The organism is Flavobacterium sp. FG19, from assembly GCF_057809475.1.
The window spans coordinates 1-25,342 of sequence record NZ_JBMDKA010000028.1; the positions used below are offsets into that span (position 1 = coordinate 1).

A 25,342-nucleotide genomic window follows, 5' to 3' on the forward strand; every position below is an offset into this window, starting at 1 on the left:
ATCCAAAAGAGTCTAAAACATTTAAAACTGTTGTGTATTTGCCATTTTCATCAAGAAATAGAGACAACTTTAAATTTTGGGATTATTTTTATCCAAATGTAAGTTTTGAAAATCAGTATTTTTTTCAGTTAGTATTTAAAAATAATGTTGATTATATATCTAGTTATATGCCAATTGAAAATTACGAAGAATTGTTAAAGAATGGTGTCAAAATTTATGATGGCGAGTTAAAATCAAATGAGGTTCCTATAAACTCAAAACAGAATAATGATTCAGATGTTAATCCAAAAAGGGATAAGTAATCTTTTATGTGGTATCTCTTAGACTAACAGACTTGTAAGTTTGATTTTTGGGTAAGAATTTAGATAATTAAAGACAGTGTTTTTACACTGTCTTTTTCGTTTAAACAGGAAGCAGTTATGACTTATAATGACTAAAGTAAAACTTTTACGGGTTTTAGATTTAAGTGAAAAAAGACATTTTTAAAGTCCTGCTTTTTTAGAATATGTATCTCAGTAGAATTTGTATAGCAAAGAAAGACTCTGGAGAAATAGAAAATAAAAGCAGTATAAACGCACGAAAACAACAACAGAAAAACAAAATTTTATGAAAAAAATCAGTATCGCATGTATGCTCATGCTCTCGTTTGTGGGATTTTCTCAGCAGTTAACCTATAAAAACGGCCGCATTTTTAATGCTGAAAATAAAAAACTATCTAACGCGGAGATAAAAGAATTATTAACTCCGACTCCTGAACTTTTATCTGAATACAAGTCCGGAAAAACCAAAACCTCAGTAGGAGGATTTATGTTAGGTTTTGGTCTTGGTCTTATGGCTGCCGATGTGGCCGCAGGAGCAACACAAGATATAGGATATCCTACTGTATTTACTTATCTGGGGGCAGCTTCGGCAATAATTTCAATTCCGGTACTCTCCGGTCGTTCCCAAAAAATTAAATCTGCCGTTGAGGGTTATAATGAATCTTTACAGGCGAAAAAAACAGCATTTACTGTCGAAAGTATTAACATTCTTTCCAACCAAAACGGAATTGGTTTGCGGGTTACGTTGTAAATCAACGGGATCCCGCTCTGTAGGATTCTTTAGTTTAGGACGAGATAAGTTTAAATGCAAAAAGGGCTTTATAGACTATGCCCTTTTTATTTTTTATACAGCTGCAGCCACAGTTTTGGCATGCAGTGCCATTCGGGTTGATAAAATATGTTCGCAAGGTCCTTTTTTAAGCTGATTGGACTTGTAGAACGAACATTCGCAGCTTCCTTCAATTAGACGATTATCTTTGTCTAATACGGCAAGAGTGTGGTATCTAAAATCGTTATCGGTTATTTTTCCCCGAATTTGTAAAGTATCTCCTTTTACACTGGAGTCAATTTTGATGCGATTTTCACTAATGTAACGATTCGCTGCTTCTTCCTGCGGACTGGCAAAACGTAAATCTTTCATGTTAAGAGGTTCCTGAGTCAGTTCTCTTACACGATAAACGCCTAAGTTCAAATCATATATAACACGTCCGGCCTGAGTATATGCGGTTAATGATGCTGAAACTACAGAAGGATCAAGATTTAATTTTTTTGCTAAAGCATGAGAAGTATCGAACCAGTTTTCTTTTAAAGCATTGAAAACTTTTTCCTGAGTGAACAAATCGACGTTGGTTCTTGGTGCCATTAAATCGAAATTTCCGGCAGTACTCCAGTCATTTTTTGTCCATCCTGAAAGACCCAGTGTATAAGACATATCTCCTAAATCGGCAATAAAGAAAGACGGCAGACCAGATCCTAATAAAACAACTTTAAAATTTCGTGCCACAGGAATTAATCTTTCGAGAATTAACAAACGTCGTCTTCCCCAGATACGAATAGTTTTAGATTCATTTCCCTGAAAAAGAGAACGGTGAAACGTAATTTCATCATGCGAAGGCTCAAAAACGGCTTTAATAGGCTTGTCCGGTTCCAGTACAAAGCGTAAAGCTCTTGGCCCTTTCTTTTCTTTAAAACGTCTTAAATACTGACACAAACTGAAAATGTCCATCGGATGTAAATCCAATACGGCTGCAGGTAAAGTCATCGCTGAACTCACCTGTAAAAATCCTCTGACCCAGGAATCCGGTAAGTCTATTTTGACTTCTTTATAAACCTGTTCGTTTGTAGTTTTAGCTTCAAAACCTGACGGGTCAATTTTAAATTCGGTTTCTTTATAATTGCGTATTTTCTGAAATTCATTGTATAACCCTTCTGAATAATCAATGTTGGTAGTACCGCATTTAAAATCACTGATTTCAGTAAAAATATTATAGTTGCAGCTTAGTTTTCCATAAGAGGATTCGTCTTTGCTGAAACATTCAAAAAAAACTTCATCAGGATGTACCGTAATTACGGGATCCAGTACATACCAGGCATCTTTATCATTTTTGTATAAGTAGTCAAAATAAGCAGTTTTGGCTTTGTTAAAAGGCCCCATCACTTTTGCTTTTTCTTTTTGAACGGTGCTTAATTCTTCTTTTAATTCCTGAATACGTGCACGGACATTCTCAATCTGAAAATCGGCCATATATTCGCTTAGCCATATTTTTTCCTGTTCGGCCGCCCATAATTTGTATTGTTCTTTATCCTTTGGAGTAAAGCGTAAATCCGAAATTACAACATCATGCAATGCCGAAATAGCTTCTCTAAACGCTATTTTCTGGTTTAGTTTTCCAACAAAAAAAGTAGGCTCTCTCAAAGTATCCGGCGAAAAACTCATTCCGGTACTATTGGAGGTGTTATTTACGATTGTGCTGCCACTGTATTTATAGTCAAATAACATAACTTAGTTTTTAAGAATTAAATGGGTATTCAGTTGTGGATACAATGTTTTTAAATCGGTCAGGATGTAAATACAACTGGCTTTATCCTGTATAGAGGCCATAGCCGAAACGTTGTCGATAATTTCGGTTACAAAAAAAGCAGCGTCTTCATTTTTTCGACCTTCCTGATGCAGGAATTTAAAAATACGGTCTTTGGCTGTTCTGGCTTTGTGTACACGTGTGAGGACTGACCTGAAATAAAAATCAAGTTCTTTGAGTTTAGGCAGATTATCCGTTGCATAAGTGCTGAGATAATTGGTTACAAAAAGCTGAATATTGACACTCGGATGCTCACTTAATTTGGTTAAATAGGTTAGACCGTCATCCGGATTGAAATATTGGGTAATGATTTCTTTTCCAAATTGCTCAACAGCAGGAAGCACAGAATCGACTATGCTTATCAGACAATCTAAATCCCAGTCGGTTTCATCAAATTCAGTTTTAAAAAAATGAAAAGCAAAAGCCCTTGTATCATCCCATGAAGTATCTAAAATACCCAGAGCAGCATTTCTTTCGGCACGGATTCGTTCTTTTTGATCCATAAAATAATTCCAGCACCATTGTCTTAAGGCCAGGATTTCATGGTTTCCTAATGAGATAACCTGACGGAGCGTAAAATCATTTTTAGGTTTCCATTTTTTCAATATCTCATAACCGGTTAATTGGCTTTGTCTGTAATTAGCATGAATTAATTTGATAATATCACGCGGTTTTAAAGCCGTATTCCAGTGATTTGTGGTTTCATCCAGTATGAATTTTTTGAAAATAAGATGGGCTCCTTCAAATTTTTCTTTTCGAATCATGGCATAAACCGCAGCAGGAAGTGCCTTGTCGATTATCAAAGGGTTTGATTTTGATAATTTAATAATGCAGGTCAAAACAGCCTCAATAACATCGGAGTATTCATTTTGGAATAAATCCAATAAAGAATCAGTTTGTGTTATTAAATATTCGTTATCATAGTTATTTAACAGCTCAATACCATTTTTTCTGATTTCGAAATTATCATCTCCTAAAAACAGCACAATAAGCGATAACGGAATTTCTTTCGAAGCTACAGTTTTAGATTTTAAAATCAGAATAGTACTAGCAAGAAGATTATTTGTTTTTAACTCAGAAGAAATCAATTGGGCTGTAATATCCCAGCTTAGTTGTTCAAGCTGCGATGAAGCTATTTTCTTTAACCTGTCAACCGCTGTTGAAGCTAATGCATTGTTAGATTCAGACTCTTCAAATGATAACAGTTCAAGGATTACTTTTCCGGTTATTATTTTGGCTTTATCTTCCGTAAATGAAAAATTTTCCAAAGTATTGGTTATCCATGTTTTTAAATCCGGAACGTCATTAAAAAGTATTTTTACAGTACAATCGGTATCAGTAAGGAACAACGCTGTATTGGCTTCGATGTTTTTCTTTGCCCAATTTCTGGCATCCTGTGTTTTTGAATTCAGAACCGCAGTAATAAAATTAGTCTTAGCAGAAAGTATATCCTTTTTCATCAGGATGGTTTCAAATCCTAAAGTATTAGGAATAGTGAAATCACTGTTTAAAAGTGTCAGAATACTGGTTTCGTCAAAACGATTTAGTAACATATTAAAATCGTTTCGTGCTTTTAAATTTTGGTAAGCAAACTGATGAACAAGATTCATTTGCGCTTCCATCAAAAGCTGAATATAAGCTTCAGGAAAAGCATCCCAATGTTCCGGAAATAATTCTAAACGAGCTGGTGAATTAACTGTCGTAATTTTTTCTTCTTCCTGAATTATTGGCTTTTCAGTATTTTGCTGTGTTTCTTTTTTGCCAAAAAAAACAGAAAAAGCTTTTTTAGCAATATCCAGCACAGATCCAGAATTCTCATTTGTTTCAAAAGAATTCTTTTCTTCTGCAGATTTTTTACCATTAACTCTGGTTACTTCGCTGGCATTGTAGTAATAATTATTACTGGAGAAAAGTTCCTGACTGTAAACGAATTTCATTTTGGAGTTTAAAATTCGTTTTGGGTCATTCCCAAATAAAATTGTCGACAGCAAAGTCAGATTAGAACATTCGGGATAGTCAATTACGGTATAATAATATTTTCGATCGTTATAATTGTAATGGCCATAGGTATTTACAGGCTGTTTGTCGGCTTTTGAATAATCGTACTCGGTGTATTGTGATAAAATGGATACCGCAAATTTGAGGTATTTTTTAGATTCGGTTTCAGCGTTTAATTCTTTCAGAAAACGAAGACTGTTTTTTTGAAAATAAAGCTTGGTTGAAGCTGAAAAGGCAATTTTGGTATCTTCTCTGCGTAATTGTTCTGCTAGTACAGGAGTTGTGATGAACATCGGACTTTCATTTTCGAAGCGATAAGCAAGAACAGCGATGGCATCAGCATCATTTCGTAAATGAGCCAGTTTGTAAATGGCTCTGACATGTTTAAAATAAGGAGGTCGGAACGGAACAGCTTCTAATAAGAAAACAACAATTTCATGTAATTTTGCATCAAATTTTGCAGCCAGATATAAAGAGGTGAGATATTTAATCGAGTTTTCAGCCAGTTCTCCCTGTAAAAAGGTAACCAGCGAATCAAAATCTTTTTTATCAATATAGTATTTTGCTTCAGGCGGAATGTTCTCCAGAATCGTTGAAATATGTTTCTGCAGTTCCTCGTCTTTTAAAATTCCCAACAAGCCTTCATGAGCCAGATTTCGGATATATTCTTTTTGCTTATTCTGTAATGCATACGATTTGAAAACTGCAGCTGCTGCCTGGGATTTAAGTTTTATTAAAGCCCAAAGAGAGGAATAAGTCTGCATTTCGTCTCCTTTTGAAGCCAGTTTAATAATATAAGGGATAGCTTCCTGAATGTCCAGTAATCCCGCTTTCCAGATAACACGGCTGGTTTTCCATTCCGTGTTGAAAGTTTGTCTGCCTGTAACTGCATTTTCTAAGCGCTGCAGAATTACGCCATTTTTAGAATTAGGTTCAACAGCTTCCAGTGAAGGAAGATCAATAAGGGTTTCTATTTCTGAAGCGTAGCCTTTTGCTTTTTTTTCGTTTTCAAGTTTGTCGAAAATTGTCTGCGCTTTTTCGGCCGAAACATACTCAGGAGTTTTAGTTCCGTCTTTCAGGGCAGCACCTCTGCGTCCATATCTAAAATTTACGACATAATTATCAGCATCAATAGCGCATAAGTCTATTTCATATACTTTATCTGAATTCCCTTCTTTATAGAAAAGTTTAATTTGCTTAATTAATTTCATAATTGAAAAGGGTATTAGTTAAAAAATATTCCACCAGTTTCCTGATTTCTCTTCTGGTACAATTGTTTCATTTGTTTTTTCAGGAACAGAAACCGGAATTGGAACCGCATTTTCTGGAATACTTATTTTGGTAATCACCGGCTGACCGTGTTTCTTTATAATCGCTTTCAGTTTTTCTTTTAAGGCAGTTCCTTTATCAGGAGCAACCATATAGACATAATTGATATAACCTTCAATGGCATTAATTAAGTGAATCGCTTTTCCCCATTTTTGATCTTTCCACCCGTTTTGATCAATATTATGAAGCAGAGCACGAAATTTACGCAATTCATTACGATCAATATTCAGTTTCTTGTTTACCACAACTCCGGTAACTTTTTGCTGCATCGCTTTCCGCATGATGTGTATTTTGTCCGGATGAACTAGAAAACCTTCTGATTCTATTATTTTTTTAGTGAAATATAATAATCGGGAGACATTTTTACTGTTTTCTTCACTGGTAGAAAACGTCATATCATCGGCATAACGGGTATAACTGAAATTTAGTTTTTGGGCTAATCCGCTGATTTTTTTATCCATTTTATAAACGATAATATTGCTTATAGCAGGACTTGCGGGAGAACCCTGTGGTAATTTACGTTCGCCGGACTGAACATAATAGGTAATTCCGTCCAGAGTTGTTTCATTGACTTCAGAGTAGGTACATAAAAGAGACAAAACGGTAGCAATTTGTTCTGAATAGCCTATTTTTTGAAATAATCCTTTTACTCTTTTGTAGGTTATTGTTGGGAAAAAATCTTTTAAATCGATATTAACCACAATATCTTTATTAACGTGAGGCTGAGCATTGGTTACAATAGAACGTTCTTTGATAAAACCATGTGCTTCGGCCGTATAAGGTATTTTATGAAGTATGTTTTCTAAAATCCAGTTTTGAATTTCTTTTAATTTTGACTTTGGAGCGGATATTTTGCGCTTTCCTCCGGATTTTTTTTCGACTTCAAAAGTATGATAGTGGTTAATTTTAGAAACTTTTCTGTTATAAGCCAGATATTGCAGTGCTTTCAGATCGATCTGCATGCTTTTGGCCAAAGCCAATAAATCTTCATAAACAGGCAGATTGTATTTCTCTAAAATTATCGAATCACTTTCAGTAATATTTAGGCCTTTGGATACTTCTTCTCCTAAATATAAAATTTGTTTTTCTTGTAACAGCCTCCAGTTTTCAGCCTTATCCAGTCGTTTTTTTTCCTGATTTAATTTGGTTTCGACTCTTTTTTCTTTAGCCGCTTTCATTCGCGCTTTGCGCATTTCAAGCACCATTGCTTCTCTGTTGCTAAACTTTCTGTCCTGAGCCAAAAGGTCATTTAATTCCTTTTCAATCTTAGCTTCCTGATTAATAAGAATTTCAGAAAGTGTAGGTTCTGATCCTGACTGCCAGAAACCTAAACGCTGCATTTCTTCTAATATATAGCTGTCTTTTGAGCCAGCTCTTATTCGGTCATAAATTTGTTGTTTACTAAGTTGTTCAGACATATTAGAATACTTTTTTACATTAAAAAGCCCTATTGCAGCAATAGGGCTTAAAGTTTAAAACCTTCGTATTTTCTGAGGACTATGTCTATCAACTCCCGAGAAAGGGTACTATACGTACAGTTAATCTCAAGGAGTCGGAACCGAAACTGTACGTATAGTACCCTTTCTCATCCATAAGATAGAAGTAGTGCTGAGTGTTAGATATTCTTACGGCGATGACGAAACATCATCATTTTCTTTATACAAGAAAAGCAAGGTATTTCTTAAACTTTTTACCAAACATACTAAAAAACTTTTAATGTATATCAATAAAATTGAAATAGATTTTTTGGTTTTTTATAAGGATTTGAAAATGATTGTTTTAAAAATAAAAAAAACTTTTCTGAATAAAAAAAGACTTTCCGGTTAGAGAAAGCCTTTTCCTTTGGTTAAATTATTTTGATTTAATTATGATCGTAGATTTTTGCGTAAAGGTCTTTGTAGATTTCCTTGATTACTTTACGTTTTAATTTCAGGGTAGGAGTCAGCTGTCCGCCATCGATTGACCAGACATCCGGCGTAAGTTCAAAACGTTTTACCTGTTCCCAGTGACCGAATTTTTTGTTGATGTTTTCAACTTCTTCATCAATGCGTTTGATAACATCAGGGTTGGCACTAATTTCGGCATCAGTAGTTCCTAACGTAATTTTATGGATTTTGGCCCATTCTTTTACAAATTCAAAACTTGGCTGGATAAACGCCGCCGGCATTTTTTCGCCTTCGCCAATTACCATAATCTGCTCAATAAAACGGGATTGTTTCATGGCATTTTCAATCATCTGCGGAGCAATGTATTTTCCTCCCGATGTTTTGAACATTTCTTTTTTACGGTCGGTGATTTTTAAGAAACCTTCGCTGTCAATTTCTCCAATATCTCCGGTGTGGAAATAACCGTCCTGTAAAGCTTCAGCTGTTTTTTCAGGATCTTTGTAATACCCTAACATTACATTAGGACCTTTACACAGGATTTCACCGTCTGCGGCAATTTTTACTTCAATATTACGGATTGGTTTTCCAACAGTTCCAATTTTAAAACCTCTGTTTCTCTGATCGTTTACGGCAATTACCGGAGAGGTTTCAGATAAGCCGTACCCTTCCATAACCGGAATTTCGGCAGCAGCAAAAACTCTTGACAAGCGAGGCTGTAAGGCCGCACTTCCGGAAACCATTAATTCCAGATTACCTCCCAAACCTTCTTTCCATTTACTGAAGATCAGTTTTCGGGCAATTTTTAACTGGAATTCGTACCAGAAACCATTTGCTCCGTAAGGCTCGTATTTTAAACCTAAATCGATAGCCCAGAAAAACAGTTTTTTCTTGATCCCGGTTAATTCGGTTCCTTTTGCGTAAATTTTATCGTATACTTTTTCTAAAAGCCTTGGTACAGCGGTAATAACCGTTGGTTTAACTTCTTTTAAGTTATCACTGATTTTATCAATCGATTCACCAAAATAGACGGAAACACCATAATACTGATAGATGTACAGAATCATTCTTTCAAAAATATGGCAGATAGGCAGGAAACTCAAAGCTGTACTTTTGCCCGGATCAAACGGAATTCTTGGAGCGCTGTCTAAAACATTGGAAACAATATTTTTATGGGAAAGCATAACCCCTTTAGGTCTTCCGGTAGTTCCTGAAGTATAAATGATTGTCGCTAAATCATCAGTCGTAATACTTTCTTTTCGGGCTTCTACTTCATTTTGATTACTTTCATCCGCACCTAAAGTCAAAAGCTCAGACCAGTGTTTACAGCCCGGAATTTCATTAAAAGAATACACTTCTTTTAAAGTAGGCACATTAGCTTTAATAGCGTTTACTTTCTGAAGTACTTCTTCATCAGACACAAAGCAGTAAATACTGCCGCTGTGATTTAATATATATTCGTAATCTTCTTCGGCAATGGTTGGGTAAATTGGCACATTCTGCGCACCGGTCTGCTGAATACCAATATCCATGATATTCCATTCAGTACGGTTGTTAGAAGTAATTAAAGCAATTTTATCGTCTTTTTGAACGCCCATGCGCAGTAATGCTCTCGAAACAGCATTTGCTTTTGCAATATATTCGCTGCTGGATGTTTTTTCCCAGACCCCGTTTTTTTTGGTCGCCAGGGCAACCGGAAGGTTATAAGTTTCTTGTTGATAATAGGGAAAATCAAAAAGGCGTGTGATTGAAACCATGTTTAATATATTGAATTTTACTGCAAATTAAATAAAATTTAAGTAAGATTTTTTATTTTATGGAATTTTATGGCAAAATTTATACAGACTATTAAAAATCAACGAAAACGTTTTCTTTTTTCTCGTAAACAATCCCAAAAATCAAGAAAAATTTAATTTGAAACTGCTTTTAAGAGCACTATTGTACGTTATAATCTTCGTACGCTTTTACTCTTTCACCCATTAAGAACATTTTTTTCTTGGCAAAGTGAATAGAGAATTGAGAATAGTACCATTCATCGCCGTCATTGGGTCTGTACCAGAATGTATAGGATTTACTGTTAAAGCCTTCTTTAAAAACCGGAACACCATCTTCTGTACATTCAATTCCCCAGTTGATTTTTTTCTTGCTTAAATCGTCTGCCTGAATAAACCCTGTTCCGTCCGGATTTAAAACTGTAATAGGTTCTTTTAACCCAATTGGGGCATAAGTGCCCTGAACAGGATAACCTATAGAGGTAGTAATATAACGGTCCTTAGAATTATGGGTGATTTGGTTGACTTCGTTTTGGGAATAAGATTTCAGCGCAATAAAAAATAAGGCAGCAAAGAATAAATGTACAGATTTCATTTCTATAATAGGTTTAAGTGTTTTTGGCGTTTAATAAAAACCTGTGGCCGATTTTTACTTAGCGAATATAACTTAAATTTTAATAGAAACTCTTAATATACGGGTTCAGTACCGTATTTTTTGTCTTCAGTACTTTTTTAAGAGGATTTTATTCCGTAGAAAACTGGTTTTCCAGTAACTTTTCTTTAAAATCAGATTTAAAAGTATAAGCAAAAGTGAGCATTAAAGCACGGGTATCCGATTTGTTAATCCGGGTATTGCTGAATAAAGCGGTATTGTTTTTATAACCGCTTTCGAGAGTATTAAACATATCCGTTACCACCAGTCCTAAACGGGCATTTCCTTTCCCGAGTTTCTGCTGAAACCCCATGTCGGCATTGTAAATTGGAATTCTTTTACCCTGGGCAGTGGCCGCGGCCAAATTGTAATTCCCAATAAGCTGTAATTTTCCGCCTTTCCAGGGAACAAAATTATTAATGATTTTACCATACCAGCTAAAAGCATTTTTTACAGTATTCTGAGCCTGTTCCAGATTATCGGCCTTAATATTCTGCTGGAAAGCTGTCAGGCTTATATTCGCATCATAAAAGGAAAACGGTTTGAATGTAAAAAGAGTTTCCAGTCCGTAAGTAACGGTGTTTCCAATGTTTTGAGGCTGGAGTAAAACCACTCCATTATCCTGAAGTAGGGCATATTGCCTGATGGCATCTTTGGCATTTCTGAAAAAAACATTTCCGGAAAGCGAATAAAGGGACCATTCTTTATTGTATTGTAATTCTGCAATATGAATGATTTCAGGTTTCAGATACGGATTTCCGCCGTGCGGGTTCAGGGAATCGGTGATATCAATAAAAGGATTTAAGTCTTCTAAATCCGGACGGTTAATTCGCTTACTGTAAACCAGTTTCAAAAACTGATCTGATTCTAAATTCAATTGTAGAGAACCCGACGGAAAAAGTTTTATATAGTGATTTGAAAACTGGTCACTGTTGTTCTGCGTTTTTCCGTTGTTGGAAACCTGTTCGGCACGAAACCCTAAATTGTATTTCCATTTAGGATCCTCTTTAGGACCCGAATAGGAGTTCAAAAGTCCGTAAACGGCATTTATTTGCTCGTTAAAATCAAAAACGGTGCTTACGAGCGGATCTACGACGTACTCATTATGGATAAAATCGGCACTTTGAAAATCGGAATTAAAAAAACGAAAGGTTCCTTTATAACCTGTTTCCACTATAGATTTTTCAGAAACAGGAAAGGCATAATTGAAAATAACATTAGAAATATTTTCTTTAGCGTAATTATGGGTTTGTTGTAAAAACGGTTCTCCGGAGATATTTTGATTTTCGTTGTATGAATTGGTGTCGATATTTGTATTTTCCCTTCCAAAATTAAAAGAAGTGCTGATACCGGCATTTAAACTTTTCCGGTCATCAGAAAATTTCCGGTCGTAATTAAGCGCTGTTTCTGCTGCTTTGGCTTTTTGTATTTCCATTGAATGGCGCTGACTGCGGGAGAAAAACTGACCCGAATTATCATAAATACTGGTTTTTAAGGTTTCGTCATTATCCTTGTTTTCAATATTGCCAAGAACTTCAAACGAAAAACGGTTTCTTTCACTAGGCAAAAAATCGACATTGAACTTTAAATTTTGAAGACCTTCGGTTCTTTGGTCCTGTCGGTTTTGATCAATAAAATGCTCATCATCGATGAAGTAATTGGTTCTTTCTCCTTTTACACTTTTGGTTCTTCCGGCAAAACGGTTGTCATAAGCAAGCCCAATATTCCATTTATCGGTTTTGTTGTTTAAAAGAACCGAGCTGTTCATTCTTCCTTTGGCACCCGCACCAACGCCCAGAGCTGCCGAGCCGTTTAATCCGTTTAAATTGTTTTTTCGTAGTTTGATATTAATAATCCCGCTTTCGGCATTGGCATCGTATTTTGCTGTGGGACTTGTAATAATTTCAATACTTTCAATACTGCTTGCCGGAATTTGGTTCATATCTGTAATAGCAGAATTTTTTCCGTTAATTAAAATCAGCGGAGTTTTCCCTCGCAGCGAAATAACATCGTCTGCATCAACAGCAACGGTTGGAATATTTTTAAGCATGTCAACAGCTGTTCCTCCGGATTGTGAAATAGTAGAAACCGCATTAAAAACAAAACCCTCATTGGTTTTCTGGATCTGTTTTTTCTGCGAATTAACCACTACTGTATTCAGCAGATTGGTGTCGTTTTGTAAAGTCAGTGTTCCGAGAGACAAGGGTGTTTCTCCAATTGTAATTTGCTGTATAAAGCTTTTATACCCTATTAGTTTAATTTCAAACTGATATACAGCGGGAACAAGATGGTCTATATTGAAATTACCAAGACTGTCAGTCACAGTGTATTTTGCTGTTTCCTGAGGATTACGGAAACTTTTTAGAATAATGTCGGCAAATTCTACCGGAAGTTTTCCGTCAGTAACAGTTCCTTTTAAAGAAGTTGTTTTTTGTCCAAATGAAAAGGGGCTTATAAGGAATATAAGAATAACAAAGGCGGTATGTAGGATCATTTTTTTCATGTGACAAAGATATTTATCCCGGCACATGAAGGTTTGAAAACTGCCTTAAGATATCATTAAGCAATTCTTATATGTCTATTAGAGTCTCATTAACTGTTATAAAAAACGGGAAATTTCCCCCTTTAAAAACGGTAGTTAACCCTGACTGTCCTAATGGTGCTTATTTTACTTTTACTACGATTAAATGCGTAAGCCGAAAAGCAGAAAGAGTAGGCAGTAATTCAATTTTAAAACTATGGAAACAGCTTTCTTTTTAGCCATGGGCTGGTGCGGAACCCGATATCCGGGCTGGTGGAGACGTTTTTTGAAAAACCCGCCGCCACCGCCTGATCCGGAACCCTGGTGGGCCGTTGCCGCTATTGGTTTAGGATTAGTAGCCGCAGCTGCCGGAGGAACATTCTTCAGCAGTGCTATTGCAGAAAACCAATTCTTTGCCGGTCAGCAGGCAATAGCTTCAGGAATGTTTGCTTATGGTGCTTCCAATATCGTAACAGGTATTGCGACTGCCTTTAAAAACTAACAAGAATGCCCCGGTCCGGGGGGATAGCATCGGGGCGTTTTTGTTTTAGAATAAATTGGTATACACGATTTTTAGTCCGTAAACAATACAGATTACAGACGAAATTATAATTAAAGCAAATTGTAACTTTTGTGATTTAAGGATGCTTTTGGTAAAAGGAATACTAAACAATCCCGAAGCAATAAACATTCCCAATATCGATCCGACTCCGAAAATTAAAATGTAAAGCAGACCTTCCAATGGTGTTTTCATCTGGGAAATAACCAGAATAACTAACGATCCGCTCCCGGCTAATCCGTGAATAAGCCCTACACCAAATGCCGTTTTGTAATTGACAGAGCCATCGTAATGTGCATGTTTAAACGAAGCAACAGGATGCGAGTGAAAATAAGTATGGGCATGCATATGAGTGTGCGTAACACCGTTACGATGCGTATGTTCGTGGCTGTGATAGTAAGTATGGGAATGTCTTTTTTTGTATAAAAGTTTAAACAAACGCACTATTCCCAGAATAATCAGCATTAGACCCACTACCGCTTCGAGATAACTAAAAATGGTTTCGCTTATCGAAATTTTAAAACCAATCATAATAACCCCTACGATAAATATAGTGGCGGTATGACCCACTCCCCAAAACATTCCGTCCTTAAGAGCATCTTTTATTTTTGTCCTGTTGGTCACAAGATTGTTTACAGCCAGTAGATGATCTGCTTCAAAAGCATGTTCCAGTCCGGCATAAACGGTAATCAATAATCCTATCATTCTGATTTTTATAAATAGTTGAAGTAGGCGGCACAAGCTCCTTCAGAAGAAACCATAGGTGCTCCCAGTGGATTTGACGGCCGGCATTTTCTGCCAAATTCAGGGCATTGGTCCGGCTTTTTATTTCCCGTTAAAATCTGTCCGGCTACACACAAATTTTCCTTTTTTTCGTCGGTCGTTTTTATAGAAAACCGGGTGCCGGCATCATATGTTTTATAGTTTTCCCGCAATACAAGTCCGCTGTTCTCAATTACTCCAATTCCACGCCATTCCTGCGTGCCAATAGTAAAAACAGTAGCAACGACTTCTTTGGCCCTTAGGTTTCCTTCTTTTTTTACCAATCGGGTATATTGGTTTTCTACTTCATGTTTTCCCTGCTCCAGCTGCAGAACGGTGTGATAAATGGCCCTGACCATATCGGCAGGTTCAAATCCTGAAACTACAATGGGTATTTTATATTTTTGAGCAATGGGATAATATTCTTCCAGACCGGCTATAGTACATACATGTCCCGCGCCCAGAAAAGCATTCAGTGTGCAAAATTCATCCGACAAAATAGCTTCCATAGCAGGCGGAACCAGTACATGGGAAACTAATAAACTAAAATTGGACAGACCTAATTTTTGTGCATGAAGAACCGCCAGGGCATTACTTGGAGCAGTGGTTTCAAAACCAACGGCAAAAAATACGACTTCTTTGCCGGGGTTTTTACACGCGATGTTTATGGCTTCAAGAGGAGAGTATAAAATACGAAGGTCACCTCCCTCCGCTTTAGCCTGCAGTAAACTTTTTGAAGAGCCGGGAACCCGGATCATATCTCCAAATGAACAAAGGATTACTCCCTGTTTCATTAACGCAATGGCTTTGTCAATTAATGAAACAGGGGTCACACAAACCGGACAGCCCGGGCCGTGTATCATTCTGATATTCCCGGGCAGTAAATCCAGTAAACCGTTTTTGACTAATGAGTGCGTCTGACCACCGCAGATTTCCATAATATTCCACGGTTTTGTGGTTATTTTATGTATTTCATTCAGATAGTGTTTTACCAGTTCCGGATTTCGGTATTCAGACATGTATTTCATGCGGAATGACGTTTAAAAGTTCAATAATAAAAACCAAAGTTGAATTGGGCTGAATTATAGGAGGTGCTCCCGTTTCATCATACGCCAGATAATGCGGAATATAGATTTTCCAGCGCGATCCTTCAGACATTAAGGGCAATACTTCCTGCCAGCCTTTAATGGTTTGTAAAACCCTCATCTTTTGAGGTCCGGTATCTTTGGTAGTGTCAAAAACTTCTTTATTCAGTAAGGAGCCTTCATAAAGAACATTAACGGTATCTGTAATTTTGGGTTTTGGACCATTTCCTTCGGCCAGTACTTCATACTGTAATCCGCCTGGCAGTGAAATAACCCCTTCTCTCGATGCATTTTTTGCCAGAAATGCAGCTCCTTTTTCCGCGTTTTTTATTTTTAATTCCTCCTGAAGCAGAGCGACATAGTTATTAAAAATTTCAATGGAACGTTTAGGGGAGATTTTCTCTCCTGACTTTTCAAAAACAGATTTCATTCCGTCGAGATAATCGTTATATTTAATTTCTTCAAATCCAATATCTTTCAGGCTTAAAGCCATTACTACTCCGGCAGAATACGAAATTTTATCTTTTTCCTCTGTTTTGCCAACAGGCCCTAATAATTCAAGAATGTCCATAGTTTATTTTTTTAGATGTAAATAATGATTGAACTGACCAAATGAAATATTTTCATCGTTTGGTGAAAGTATCTCATGAAAATGTAATTTGTATAGAGGTTTTAAGTGATCCAGAATTAAATCAACAAGTACCGGGTTTTGAAACACACCGCCGCTAAAAGCAATTTCTTTTGACTGCGAGAATAAAGCCGCTCTTTCGATACATTTTACCAGAGTGTAATGAAAATTTAAGGCGATAATACTGCTGTCTGTTTTCTTTTTACATTCTTTTACAAGTTGTAAAAGCAATTTTTTAGAAGGGATAATGCCGGTGCTGTTTCCATCGTTCAGATAATCGGTTAAGGTTATATCGAAGCGGTGTAAAGCCTTTTGCGCCAGATTTTCCAAAAACAGTCCTGTTTCACCTTCAAAAGAAATGTTTCCTTTAAAACCCAGTGTAAAAGCCGCAGCATCAATCAGTCTTCCCATTGAGGACGTTTTTATCGAACTGTTTTTAATGAGTTTCGTGTAAATTTTTAATTCATTTTCATTAAAAAAAGACTGGAAATAGCTGTGATTCTGACTAATAGAAAGTGCCGCCATTCCGGGATTCCGGGCCATTTGATCGCCTAATATCCAGGAGAAATACTGTAAATGGCCTATGCGGGTAATTTTTCTGTAACGATAGGTGAAAAATTCCCCGCCATAAATTTTTGATTTGTTTCCAAAACCGGTACCATCCCAGATAACTCCTAATATTTTCGATTTTTTCCAAAGTTTTTTTTCACCCAGAATGGCCGCAAAATGGGCTTCATGATGCTGAATTTTCAGAACATTTAACTTGTGGTTTTCTTTTAAAAAAGCAGGTACAATTTTGTTGTTTTCATAATCAGGATGCAGGTCATAAACAATAGTCTGCGGATCGAAATCAAAAAAGCGCCGGTACTTTTCTATGCGGTTTTCAAATCGTTTAAAAATGTCGTAATGAAAAACATTCCCCAGGTATTCGCTCGTATACAGCTGATCTTGCAGCGAAATGGTAACCGTATTTTTTAAAGCGGCCCCTAAACAAAGTACTTTTTCTGTGGTTTTATGCGGGTAGAGTTTATAATCTATATTAGGAGCAAAACCCCTTGCCCGTCTCAGTACAATTTTTTGTTTGTTTTTTTTTGAAAACCGGATTACCGAATCGTCCTGTGAATTTAGAATCTCCAGATTGTGATGCAGATAATAATCGGCTGTAGATTTTAAACAAGTGACTGCTTCATTTTGACCGGAACAAATGGGAGAACCGCTAAAATTACCGCTCGTTGCAATTAGAGGTTTTTTGAACAAGTGAGAAATTAAATATAATATTCCCGAATTGGGAAGCATAGCTCCAATGCTTTTCATATGGGGAGCTATTTCGTTTACCGCTAAATCTTTGTGGTTTTTTAAAGGCAGGACCACAATAGGAGCTTTTGCCGATTTAAGCAGATTTTTTTCTGTGCTGTCACAAAAAAGCTGGTTTTCTATTTTTTGTAAATTAGTAAACAACACTGCAAAAGGTTTTGAAGGGCGTTTTTTTCTCCTTCTTAATTCCCGTACTGCTTCTGTATTGGAAGCATCACACAAAAGAAGGTAGCCGGTTGTATTTTTTACCGCTATTATTTTTCCGTCATTTAATTTTTCTGAAACCGCTTCAAAAATTTCTTTATTGGTTCCTGATATGAGAGTTCCGTTATGGTCTGTAAGCAAAATTTTAACCCCGCAGTCCGGACATGAATTCGTCTGCGAATGAAAACGGATATCCAGAGGATTTTTATACTCTGCCTTACAGGTTTCACACATTTTAAAAACATTCATACTGGTGTTTTCTCTTTCAAAAGGAAATTTTTCAGCAATGGCGTATCTTGGTCCGCAGGCAGTACAGCTTATAAACGGATAAAAATACCGGGAGTTTTGAGGATCCAGAATTTCTTCCTGACAGTTTTTACAGATAGCAAAATCGGGAGTTAAAGGAGCGTTGACCGCAATATCCTTTGGTGTGGGTTGTATAGAAAAATAACTAAAGCTTTCTTCAACCGCAATTTCTGAAACCTGAAGGTCGTAAATCCTCGCTTTTTTGGGATATCTTTTTTTTATTTCGTGGACAAATTCGGTTACTTTTTTTTCATTTTCCTGCAGGAGTATCACAACACCGGATTCATTATTGGAAACATATCCTTTCAAACAGAACCGCATGGCCAGATTGTATACAAAAGGCCGGAAACCAACACCTTGTACTATGCCTGAAATTGTTATTTGAAATGCGGGTATCAAAAAAGTGAGTTTTACATTATGATTTTTTTAGCTGACGGATAATTTTCCGGGTTACGTTCTCTATAGCGGCCTCTACTTTTGGAGACAGCTGCATGCACATAGGTTCCATTTTTGAAATGGTTATGGTATACAAATAGATTTCGGGCATGGTATTCATCATCGACAGAATCTCTACCATATCTTTAAGTCCAAAATTGTGTCCGCTTAGTGAAATAGGAAAATCATCTGAAAAACGGGGTTTCAAAAGAGTAATTGTTCCTTCTTCTTTTCCGTCCATTGTGGCATCAACGATAATTACCTTTTCATGGTTTTCTATATAAGGGAGTAAGGTAAAACCGCCAGTTCCCCCATCAATAAAAGAGATTCCTTCCGGGAATTGACTGGGATCGATCCGGTTTATAAAATGTACACCAACACCTTCATCTCCCATTAAATAATTTCCAATCCCAAGGACTAAAATGGTATTTCCGCCCGAATGAAATTCATCTAATTTTCGCGGCTTAGTAACTGTTTCCATATTCCTTAACTAAAATCTTCTGTCTGAACTGAAGTCTGATTGGCTGCTTCTGCTTCAGAAACTGCCTCTTTTTCTTTTTTAATTCTTTCAGTCCGTACAAATTTATAACCACTCACCATAGCCGATGTTTCTCCCAGACCTTCCAGCCAGTCATGAAAGAAAACGAGATACACATGTACTATGACAAACAAAATAAAAGTCCAGGTGGTATAATGATGAATTGTTCTGACGTTTAAATCACCGCCAACCAGATTTACCACCCAGCCAAACATTTTAGGAAAAAACCAGGTAGAAGTGGGGGCATACATGGCAAATCCGGTTGCGATCATGATAAGCGCCATAAAAAACATTACCAGATAAGAGGCAGCAGCGACACTGTTATGTCCCACCGCCCCGGTAGGTGAACCGTGTGTTTCTTCGTTCTGCAGAAAAATGTCATATTTAATAACATGCCACATTCTTTTGAAACCTTCTTTTTTAAAAGGAAAAAAGACTCTCCAGCTGGCATATTTATTTCCTCTGAAGGCATAGTAAATGCGGAGAATCATAACGGCAGTCAGTAAGTAAGCGCATATAAAATGAATTTCGCGGATGTATCCAAACCAAAACTGGTCTGAAGCTTCTTTTGTAGAAATAATTCCCGGCGGATTACCAATAATAAATCCGGTAATAACCAGACCTGTAATAGCCCAGGCATTTACCCAGTGGAAAATCCGTATGGGTAACTGCCAGATATAAGCTCTTTTATAATCGTTGGTTTTTGTTGGCATTGTGTTCCATTTAAATTAAACAGTACAGACAGATATATCGTTAACTTCCTTAATGATGTTACCACTTTCGTCGTATAAATGCACGGCACAGGCAATGCATGGATCAAAGGAATGTATTGTTCTGATAATTTCCAGCGGCAGTTCCGGACTGGCTACGGGTGTTTTTAACAAACTGCTTTCATAAGGAGAGCGCTGCCCTTTTGGATCTCGCGGCGAAGCATTCCAGGTCGATGGTACGACCTGCTGATAATTAGCCACTTTAGCATCTTTTATTACAATCCAGTGGCTTAAAGCTCCTCTTGGTGCTTCTACCAGGCCAACTCCCTGTGCTTCTTTTGGCCAGGTTGAGGTTTCCCATTTTTCCATATTGGCCATTTTGGTATCACCGTTTTTGATGTTTTTAATCAGTTCATCAAAAAACTCCAGGTTCCAGCTGGCTACCAATTGCGATTCTAAAGCTCTGGCAGCAGTTCTTCCTAAAGTAGAAAATAATGCTCCGGCAGGAATCTGCAGTTTTGATAAAGCATGATCTACAATTTCTTTGAATTCATCTCTTCCGGATGCATATCCTACGAGCATTCTTGCCAGCGGACCTACTTCCATAGCATGTCCTTTCCATCTTGGTGTTTTGATGAAACTGTATTTCTGGTCAACATTTAAATGCGTGTAAGGCGGTTTGGGTCCTGTGTAATTGATTTTGGTTTCTCCGCTCCAGGGCTGTCTTCCCGAGTTTCCGTCACCTTCATAATCGTACCAGGAATTGTTTACATATTCTTCTACCGTTTTAAGATCTCGTAAATCTAAATCGTGCACTTTGGTCAAATCCTGATTTAAAATAACCCCTGACGGGAATTTAAAAGTATTGTTGTTCGTATTATTATGCCCCTGCGTTGGGAAATCTCCAAAAGTCATAAAATTATGAAACCCGCCAACAGCACCCCAGTCTTTATAAAAACCGGCAATGGTAAGTACATCCGGCAGGTAAACCTGTTCAACAAAGCGTTTTCCCTCTTCCAGCAGCTGTCTCACAAAAGCAAGTCTTTCGGCATTTAAACCACTGGCATCGTCCAGATTTATAGAACAGGCCATTCCTCCAACCAAGAAATTAGGATGCGGATTCTTTCCTCCAAATATGGCATGTACTTTTACAATTTCTTTCTGCCATTCCAAAGCTTCCAGATAATGAGCCGTAGCCATTAAATTAGCTTCCGGCGGTAATTTCATTTGCGGATGTCCCCAGTATCCGTTGGCAAAAATGCCCAATTGTCCGCTGGCTACAAATCTTTTAAGTCTTTTCTGCAAATCAGAAAAATAACCGGGAGAACTTTTAGGCCAGTTTGAAATAGATTGTGCCAGTTGAGATGTTTTTACAGGATCAGCATTTAAACCGCTTACTACATCAACCCAGTCAAAAGCATGCAAGTGATAAAAATGCACCACATGATCATGGATGTATAAAGCACCAAGCATAAGGTTTCTTACTATTTCTGCATTGGGCGGAACTACAATGCCCAGCGCATCTTCAACTGCTCTTACAGAAGCTGTGGCGTGGGTTGCCGTACAAACGCCGCAGGTTCGTTGTACAAACGCCCAAACATCTTTTGGATTTCGGTCTTTTACGATATTTTCTAAACCTCTTACCATTGTCGATGATAAAAAGGCTTCCTGGATCGTACCGTCTGATATTTCTACTTCGGCTCTTAAATGACCTTCTATCCTGGTGATAGGGTCAACCACTATTCTCTCTGCCATTTTGTTTCTTTTTTTAGCTTATAAATCGTCTAAGTGTTTTTCATTTTCAGTTCCCTGGGTAATTCGGGTTTTGAGTTCCTTTCTTTTTGAAACATTGGCAAGAACAGCATGTGCTCCAATACCAACGGCCACACCGCCAAGGGCAATTTTTCCGAGTGTATCGGCATTGGCTTCTACACTGCCTCCGATAGAAGTATCTCTTGAATAGAAACTTCCGGCATCCCAGAAATCTTTAGCACTGCAGCCTATACAGCCATGACCCGACTGAATAGGATAACTCACACCGCCATTCCATCTCATATTACCACAGGCATTGTAGGTACTTGGGCCTTTGCATCCCACTTTATACAAACAGTATCCTTTTTTGGCATTCTCGTCGTCAAAAGTTTCGGCAAACAGTCCCGCATCAAAATAAGGTCTTCTGTAACAGCTGTCGTGAACTCTTTTGGAATAAAAGGCTTTAGGACGGCCCGAACTGTCTAATTCAGGTAATTTTCCAAAGGCTACAACATGTACAATTATTCCGGCCATGACTTCGCCAATTGGCGGACAGCCCGGAACATTTATGATGGGTTTGTCTGTAATAATTTTATTAATAGGTACGGCTCCTGTAGGGTTTGGTCTTGCAGCCTGTACACAGCCTGTTGTAGCACAGCTTCCCCAGGCAATGATAGCTTTGGCTCCTGCAGCGGCTTCTTTTAGAATGTCTACAGCGCTTCTTCCGCCTATGCAGCAGTAATTACCATCGGCCCCCATTGGAACAGAACCCTCTACACACAAAATATATTCTCCTTTGTATTTGTCCATAGTGGCTTTTTTAGCCGCTTCGGCCTGATGACCTGAGGCAGCCATTAAAGTCAGCGTATAATCCAGGGAGATTTTATCCAGTATGATGTCGGCCACAATAGGATGGTCAGAACGTATAAACGATTCGCTGCAGCAGGTACATTCCTGAAAATGTTCCCAAATTACGGGAAGACGGGGCGTGGTTTCGAGTGCTTTGGTAATTTGACCTATCGCGGAACTTTGTACGCCCATATAAGCTCCTATGTAAGCCACGAATTTTAAAAAATCCCTTCTGTTATAACCTTGTCTTTCAATACTGTTATAATAGGTCTCATTTACTGTATCCTTATTTTTCATACTGATTATATTTTGAGAAAGCCTGGTTTTGTTTGAGAATCAGCGTGAACTAATACTCTTTTTTTGGTTGTAATGAATTTCAAAGCTATTTGAATATTTGTTTTTTAAACGTGATAATTATCAGTATTTTACCAGAATATGCGGCGTATTTTTAACAATTGTTATGTACTTTTTAAAATGTATCAATATGCACGAACTTTCAGTTGTTACTTCTATTGTTAAAATTGTCAGGGAAGAAGTACATAAAATAAACGGTCAAAAAGTGCTGGAACTCTATCTGGAAATTGGAAAACTGTCCGGAATTGAACTGAGCTCTTTTCACTTTGTCTGGCCGCAGTGTATTGTAGGGAATGTTCTGAGTGATGCCGCACTTTTTATTGAAGAACCGGAAGGGAAAGCAAGATGCGCGGAATGCGGAACGGAATTCGCAATCGAAAAGACTTTCGACAACTGTCCGGATTGTAATAGTCCGTTTAAAGAAATTATTTCCGGAAAGGAATTGAAAATAAAGAAAATAATCATAAAATAAGTTTAGCTATGTGTACCACTTGCGGATGCAGTTCTGATGAAAACGAAATTAGGTTTACTAAAATAGGAGAGAAGTATTTCCATTCTCATTCCGGTCATTTTCATTATCACGACCATGATCATGACCACCATCACGATCATCATTGTGACCACGATCATGATCACGATGACCATGATCATGATCATTTTCATAATCATTCTCATTCTCATGACATCAGTGTGGTACAGCTGGAGAAAGACATCCTGTATAAAAACCAGCTTACTGCTGAGAGAAACAGAGGTTTTTTTGAAGCCCTGAATATTTTCTCTGTCAATTTAGTAAGTTCGCCGGGTTCGGGAAAAACGTCTTTATTAGAAAGAACCATTTCTGACCTGAAAGACAAAATGGCTTTTTCTGTAATTGAAGGCGATCAGCAGACTACAAATGATGCCGACAGGATTCATAAATTAAACGTTCCCGTAATCCAGATCAATACAGGAAAAGGATGTCATCTGGACAGTGAAATGATTGCAAAAGCCGTAAAAGAACTGAAACCGGTTCAGGATTCGGTTTTGATGATCGAAAATGTTGGGAATCTGGTTTGTCCGGCCATGTTTGATCTCGGAGAAGGGAAACGAATTGTCATTATATCGGTAACCGAAGGTGAGGATAAACCGCTTAAATACCCGGATATGTTTTCGGGATCACAAATCTGTATTATCAATAAAATAGATTTACTGCCGTATTTAAAATTTGATCTGGACAAACTCAAAGAATATGCAATGAGAGTAAATCCTCATCTGACTTTCTTTGAAGTTTCGACAACCTCAGGCGAAGGTTTAACCGCCTGGTATGAGTATTTGATACAATCTATAAAACAATAAGTATGTGTTTAGCAGTTCCCGGAAGGCTTGAAGAGGTCACAGCCGAACTTGATGAAACGTTCAGAATTGGAAATGTTTCATTTGAAGGAATTATTAAGGAAGTCAATTTGGCCCTTGTTCCGGAGGCTGAAGTTGGAGATTACCTTCTGGTTCACGTAGGAGCGGCCATTGGTATTATTGATGAGGCTGAGGCCAAAAGGACAATGGAAGTTCTTAAAGAAATGGGCGAAGAGATTTAAAATTGTGAAATGGAAAAAAAATCGGAAGTGATTCACCTGCATCATGGAAGCGGAGGTGAACATATGACTAAATTGCTCAACGAAGTAATTTTTAAGATCCTGAAAAATGATATTTTAGAAGTTCGTCATGACGGTGCATCCTTAAACTTGCAGGGAAATTTGGCTTTTTCTACAGATAGTTATGTTGTTTCGCCCGTATTTTTTAAAGGAGGAAACATTGGTGAACTGGCAGTTAATGGCACCGTTAATGATCTTTCGATGTGCGGAGCAGTTCCGAAATTCCTTTCGCTGGCCTTAATTATTGAAGAAGGTTTTGGTCTGGATGAGTTTTCCCAAATTATTCTGTCAATTAAACAGGCAGCAGACAAAGCCAATGTGCAAATTGTTACCGGAGATACCAAAGTAGTGGAAAGAGGAAAAGGTGATAAAATTTATATCAATACGTCCGGTATTGGAATTATTCATGAAAAGGCCAATATCAAAACTCAGAATATTCAGGAAAATGATGTTATAATTATAAACGGACCAATTGCCTCGCACGGAATGGCAATTATGTCTGAACGTGAAGGACTGGAATTTGAAAGTGATATTTTAAGTGATACTACTAATTTAAATCATGTTGTTTTGGAATTGATTGAACGATTTGGAGATAAAATTCATTTTTTAAGAGATGCCACCCGTGGCGGACTGGCTTCGGTTCTTCACGAAATAACAACAGAAATTAAGTTAGGGATTTCCCTTTTTGAAGAAAATATAAAAGTCGAAAACCAGGTAAAAAGCGCTTGTGAACTGCTAGGCTTAGATCCGCTTTATGTGGCTAATGAAGGAATTTTTGTTTGTGTTACAGCACCCGAAATTAAGGATGAAGTTTTGAAGATTTTACAAAAAGTAAATTCAAGTGCTTCAGAAATAGGTTTTGTTACAGCAGAACATCCGTCAAAAATAATTATTGAAAGTGCTTTTGGAGGTAAAAGAGTTGTAAATCCTTTAGTTGGAGAGCAATTGCCGAGAATCTGCTGATTTTTTATTCGCCACGAATTCCACGAATTATTTTATTTTAACAGATGATGATAATTCGTCTAATCATTTAATCCATATTTGTAAAAGAATAATTCGTGAATTCGTGGCTATTTTAAAAAAAAGCGCCCAATAATCTCAGGCGCTTTTAAGTAAAATATTTTAGATTTAGCTATTAAAACTTAATCTTTCTTAATGTCT

General features: G+C 37.3%; 21 protein-coding genes. 7 read left to right on the forward strand and 14 right to left on the reverse strand.

Annotation, left to right across the window (positions count from 1 at the left end; all coding sequences use genetic code 11):
- A partial coding sequence (locus tag ACODST_RS22320) for a hypothetical protein (RefSeq protein ID WP_488934302.1) occupies positions 1 to 302 on the forward strand: 302 nt, incomplete at its 5' end.
- A gap of 304 nt (positions 303 to 606) precedes the next feature.
- A complete protein-coding gene (locus ACODST_RS22325; RefSeq protein ID WP_488934303.1) occupies positions 607 to 1,071 on the forward strand; it encodes a hypothetical protein in 465 nt (154 codons plus the stop codon).
- 93 nt (positions 1,072 to 1,164) lie between these two features.
- Here the strand turns inward: ACODST_RS22325 and ACODST_RS22330 are convergent, their stop codons facing one another.
- The 6 genes from ACODST_RS22330 to ACODST_RS22355 form a co-directional block, all read right to left on the reverse strand.
- Positions 1,165 to 2,820: an SWIM zinc finger family protein gene (locus tag ACODST_RS22330; RefSeq protein ID WP_488934304.1), complete on the reverse strand. Its 1,656-nt coding sequence runs from the start codon at positions 2,818 to 2,820 to the stop codon at positions 1,165 to 1,167.
- 3 nt (positions 2,821 to 2,823) lie between these two features.
- Positions 2,824 to 6,108 carry a WGR domain-containing protein gene (locus ACODST_RS22335; RefSeq protein ID WP_488934305.1) on the reverse strand — a complete coding sequence of 1,095 codons (3,285 nt, stop codon included), beginning with the start codon at positions 6,106 to 6,108 and terminating at the stop codon, positions 2,824 to 2,826.
- Positions 6,109 to 6,126: 18 nt separating this feature from the next.
- Entirely contained in the window at positions 6,127 to 7,644 is a 1,518-nt protein-coding gene (locus ACODST_RS22340; RefSeq protein WP_488934306.1) for a reverse transcriptase family protein, read from the reverse strand.
- Between the two features lie 443 nt (positions 7,645 to 8,087).
- A complete protein-coding gene (locus ACODST_RS22345; protein ID WP_488934307.1) occupies positions 8,088 to 9,866 on the reverse strand; it encodes an AMP-dependent synthetase/ligase in 1,779 nt (592 codons plus the stop codon).
- Positions 9,867 to 10,044: 178 nt separating this feature from the next.
- Positions 10,045 to 10,476, reverse strand: coding sequence for a hypothetical protein (locus tag ACODST_RS22350; protein ID WP_488934308.1), 432 nt, complete (start codon positions 10,474 to 10,476; stop codon positions 10,045 to 10,047).
- A 148-nt stretch (positions 10,477 to 10,624) separates the two neighbouring features.
- Positions 10,625 to 13,027, reverse strand: a complete 2,403-nt coding sequence (locus ACODST_RS22355; protein ID WP_488934309.1) for a TonB-dependent receptor domain-containing protein — start codon at positions 13,025 to 13,027, stop codon at positions 10,625 to 10,627.
- Positions 13,028 to 13,271: 244 nt separating this feature from the next.
- Here ACODST_RS22355 and ACODST_RS22360 point away from each other — a divergent pair, with 244 nt between their 5' ends.
- On the forward strand, positions 13,272 to 13,556 hold the full coding sequence (locus ACODST_RS22360) for a hypothetical protein (RefSeq protein ID WP_488934310.1): 285 nt from the start codon (positions 13,272 to 13,274) through the stop codon (positions 13,554 to 13,556).
- Positions 13,557 to 13,601: 45 nt separating this feature from the next.
- Here the strand turns inward: ACODST_RS22360 and ACODST_RS22365 are convergent, their stop codons facing one another.
- The 8 genes from ACODST_RS22365 to ACODST_RS22400 are packed head-to-tail and all read right to left on the reverse strand — an operon-like array spanning position 13,602 to position 22,493.
- A complete protein-coding gene (locus tag ACODST_RS22365; protein WP_488934311.1) occupies positions 13,602 to 14,318 on the reverse strand; it encodes an urease accessory protein UreH domain-containing protein in 717 nt (238 codons plus the stop codon).
- 8 nt (positions 14,319 to 14,326) lie between these two features.
- Positions 14,327 to 15,403, reverse strand: a complete 1,077-nt coding sequence (gene hypD / locus ACODST_RS22370) for a hydrogenase formation protein HypD (protein ID WP_488934312.1) — start codon at positions 15,401 to 15,403, stop codon at positions 14,327 to 14,329.
- On the reverse strand, positions 15,387 to 16,031 hold the full coding sequence (locus ACODST_RS22375; RefSeq protein WP_488934313.1) for an FKBP-type peptidyl-prolyl cis-trans isomerase: 645 nt from the start codon (positions 16,029 to 16,031) through the stop codon (positions 15,387 to 15,389). Before ACODST_RS22375 ends, hypD begins: the two co-directional genes overlap by 17 nt.
- A gap of 3 nt (positions 16,032 to 16,034) precedes the next feature.
- Positions 16,035 to 18,311, reverse strand: coding sequence for a carbamoyltransferase HypF (hypF, locus tag ACODST_RS22380; protein WP_488934314.1), 2,277 nt, complete (start codon positions 18,309 to 18,311; stop codon positions 16,035 to 16,037).
- Between the two features lie 16 nt (positions 18,312 to 18,327).
- Complete coding sequence (locus ACODST_RS22385) at positions 18,328 to 18,828, reverse strand: HyaD/HybD family hydrogenase maturation endopeptidase (RefSeq protein ID WP_488934315.1); 501 nt, start codon at positions 18,826 to 18,828, stop codon at positions 18,328 to 18,330.
- A 5-nt stretch (positions 18,829 to 18,833) separates the two neighbouring features.
- Positions 18,834 to 19,598, reverse strand: a complete 765-nt coding sequence (gene cybH, locus ACODST_RS22390) for a Ni/Fe-hydrogenase, b-type cytochrome subunit (protein WP_488934316.1) — start codon at positions 19,596 to 19,598, stop codon at positions 18,834 to 18,836.
- A 15-nt stretch (positions 19,599 to 19,613) separates the two neighbouring features.
- Positions 19,614 to 21,350: a nickel-dependent hydrogenase large subunit gene (locus tag ACODST_RS22395; RefSeq protein ID WP_488934317.1), complete on the reverse strand. Its 1,737-nt coding sequence runs from the start codon at positions 21,348 to 21,350 to the stop codon at positions 19,614 to 19,616.
- An 18-nt stretch (positions 21,351 to 21,368) separates the two neighbouring features.
- On the reverse strand, positions 21,369 to 22,493 hold the full coding sequence (locus tag ACODST_RS22400) for a hydrogenase small subunit (RefSeq protein ID WP_488934318.1): 1,125 nt from the start codon (positions 22,491 to 22,493) through the stop codon (positions 21,369 to 21,371).
- A gap of 187 nt (positions 22,494 to 22,680) precedes the next feature.
- Between ACODST_RS22400 and ACODST_RS22405 the strand changes: the two genes are divergently transcribed.
- The 4 genes from ACODST_RS22405 to hypE are packed head-to-tail and all read left to right on the forward strand — an operon-like array spanning position 22,681 to position 25,144.
- Positions 22,681 to 23,022, forward strand: coding sequence for a hydrogenase maturation nickel metallochaperone HypA/HybF (locus ACODST_RS22405; RefSeq protein ID WP_488934319.1), 342 nt, complete (start codon positions 22,681 to 22,683; stop codon positions 23,020 to 23,022).
- 8 nt (positions 23,023 to 23,030) lie between these two features.
- Positions 23,031 to 23,885: a hydrogenase nickel incorporation protein HypB gene (hypB, locus tag ACODST_RS22410; RefSeq protein ID WP_488934320.1), complete on the forward strand. Its 855-nt coding sequence runs from the start codon at positions 23,031 to 23,033 to the stop codon at positions 23,883 to 23,885.
- A gap of 2 nt (positions 23,886 to 23,887) precedes the next feature.
- A complete protein-coding gene (locus ACODST_RS22415; protein WP_488934321.1) occupies positions 23,888 to 24,124 on the forward strand; it encodes a HypC/HybG/HupF family hydrogenase formation chaperone in 237 nt (78 codons plus the stop codon).
- Between the two features lie 9 nt (positions 24,125 to 24,133).
- Positions 24,134 to 25,144 (forward strand): hydrogenase expression/formation protein HypE, encoded by a 1,011-nt coding sequence (hypE, locus tag ACODST_RS22420; RefSeq protein WP_488934322.1) that lies wholly within the window; start codon positions 24,134 to 24,136, stop codon positions 25,142 to 25,144.
- Positions 25,145 to 25,342 lie beyond the last annotated feature (198 nt).

What these genes read in the sequence shown, in the direction of transcription:
- ACODST_RS22325 (WP_488934303.1), top strand. Translation starts at nt 607, where the DNA reads ATGAAAAAAATCAGTATCGCATGTATGCTCATGCTCTCGTTTGTGGGA.
- ACODST_RS22330 (WP_488934304.1), bottom strand. Translation starts at nt 2,820, where the DNA reads ATGTTATTTGACTATAAATACAGTGGCAGCACAATCGTAAATAACACC.
- ACODST_RS22335 (WP_488934305.1), bottom strand. Translation starts at nt 6,108, where the DNA reads ATGAAATTAATTAAGCAAATTAAACTTTTCTATAAAGAAGGGAATTCA.
- ACODST_RS22340 (WP_488934306.1), bottom strand. Translation starts at nt 7,644, where the DNA reads ATGTCTGAACAACTTAGTAAACAACAAATTTATGACCGAATAAGAGCT.
- ACODST_RS22345 (WP_488934307.1), bottom strand. Translation starts at nt 9,866, where the DNA reads ATGGTTTCAATCACACGCCTTTTTGATTTTCCCTATTATCAACAAGAA.
- ACODST_RS22350 (WP_488934308.1), bottom strand. Translation starts at nt 10,476, where the DNA reads ATGAAATCTGTACATTTATTCTTTGCTGCCTTATTTTTTATTGCGCTG.
- ACODST_RS22355 (WP_488934309.1), bottom strand. Translation starts at nt 13,027, where the DNA reads ATGATCCTACATACCGCCTTTGTTATTCTTATATTCCTTATAAGCCCC.
- ACODST_RS22360 (WP_488934310.1), top strand. Translation starts at nt 13,272, where the DNA reads ATGGAAACAGCTTTCTTTTTAGCCATGGGCTGGTGCGGAACCCGATAT.
- ACODST_RS22365 (WP_488934311.1), bottom strand. Translation starts at nt 14,318, where the DNA reads ATGATAGGATTATTGATTACCGTTTATGCCGGACTGGAACATGCTTTT.
- hypD (WP_488934312.1), bottom strand. Translation starts at nt 15,403, where the DNA reads ATGAAATACATGTCTGAATACCGAAATCCGGAACTGGTAAAACACTAT.
- ACODST_RS22375 (WP_488934313.1), bottom strand. Translation starts at nt 16,031, where the DNA reads ATGGACATTCTTGAATTATTAGGGCCTGTTGGCAAAACAGAGGAAAAA.
- ACODST_RS22385 (WP_488934315.1), bottom strand. Translation starts at nt 18,828, where the DNA reads ATGGAAACAGTTACTAAGCCGCGAAAATTAGATGAATTTCATTCGGGC.
- cybH (WP_488934316.1), bottom strand. Translation starts at nt 19,598, where the DNA reads ATGCCAACAAAAACCAACGATTATAAAAGAGCTTATATCTGGCAGTTA.
- ACODST_RS22395 (WP_488934317.1), bottom strand. Translation starts at nt 21,350, where the DNA reads ATGGCAGAGAGAATAGTGGTTGACCCTATCACCAGGATAGAAGGTCAT.
- ACODST_RS22400 (WP_488934318.1), bottom strand. Translation starts at nt 22,493, where the DNA reads ATGAAAAATAAGGATACAGTAAATGAGACCTATTATAACAGTATTGAA.
- ACODST_RS22405 (WP_488934319.1), top strand. Translation starts at nt 22,681, where the DNA reads ATGCACGAACTTTCAGTTGTTACTTCTATTGTTAAAATTGTCAGGGAA.
- hypB (WP_488934320.1), top strand. Translation starts at nt 23,031, where the DNA reads ATGTGTACCACTTGCGGATGCAGTTCTGATGAAAACGAAATTAGGTTT.
- ACODST_RS22415 (WP_488934321.1), top strand. Translation starts at nt 23,888, where the DNA reads ATGTGTTTAGCAGTTCCCGGAAGGCTTGAAGAGGTCACAGCCGAACTT.
- hypE (WP_488934322.1), top strand. Translation starts at nt 24,134, where the DNA reads ATGGAAAAAAAATCGGAAGTGATTCACCTGCATCATGGAAGCGGAGGT.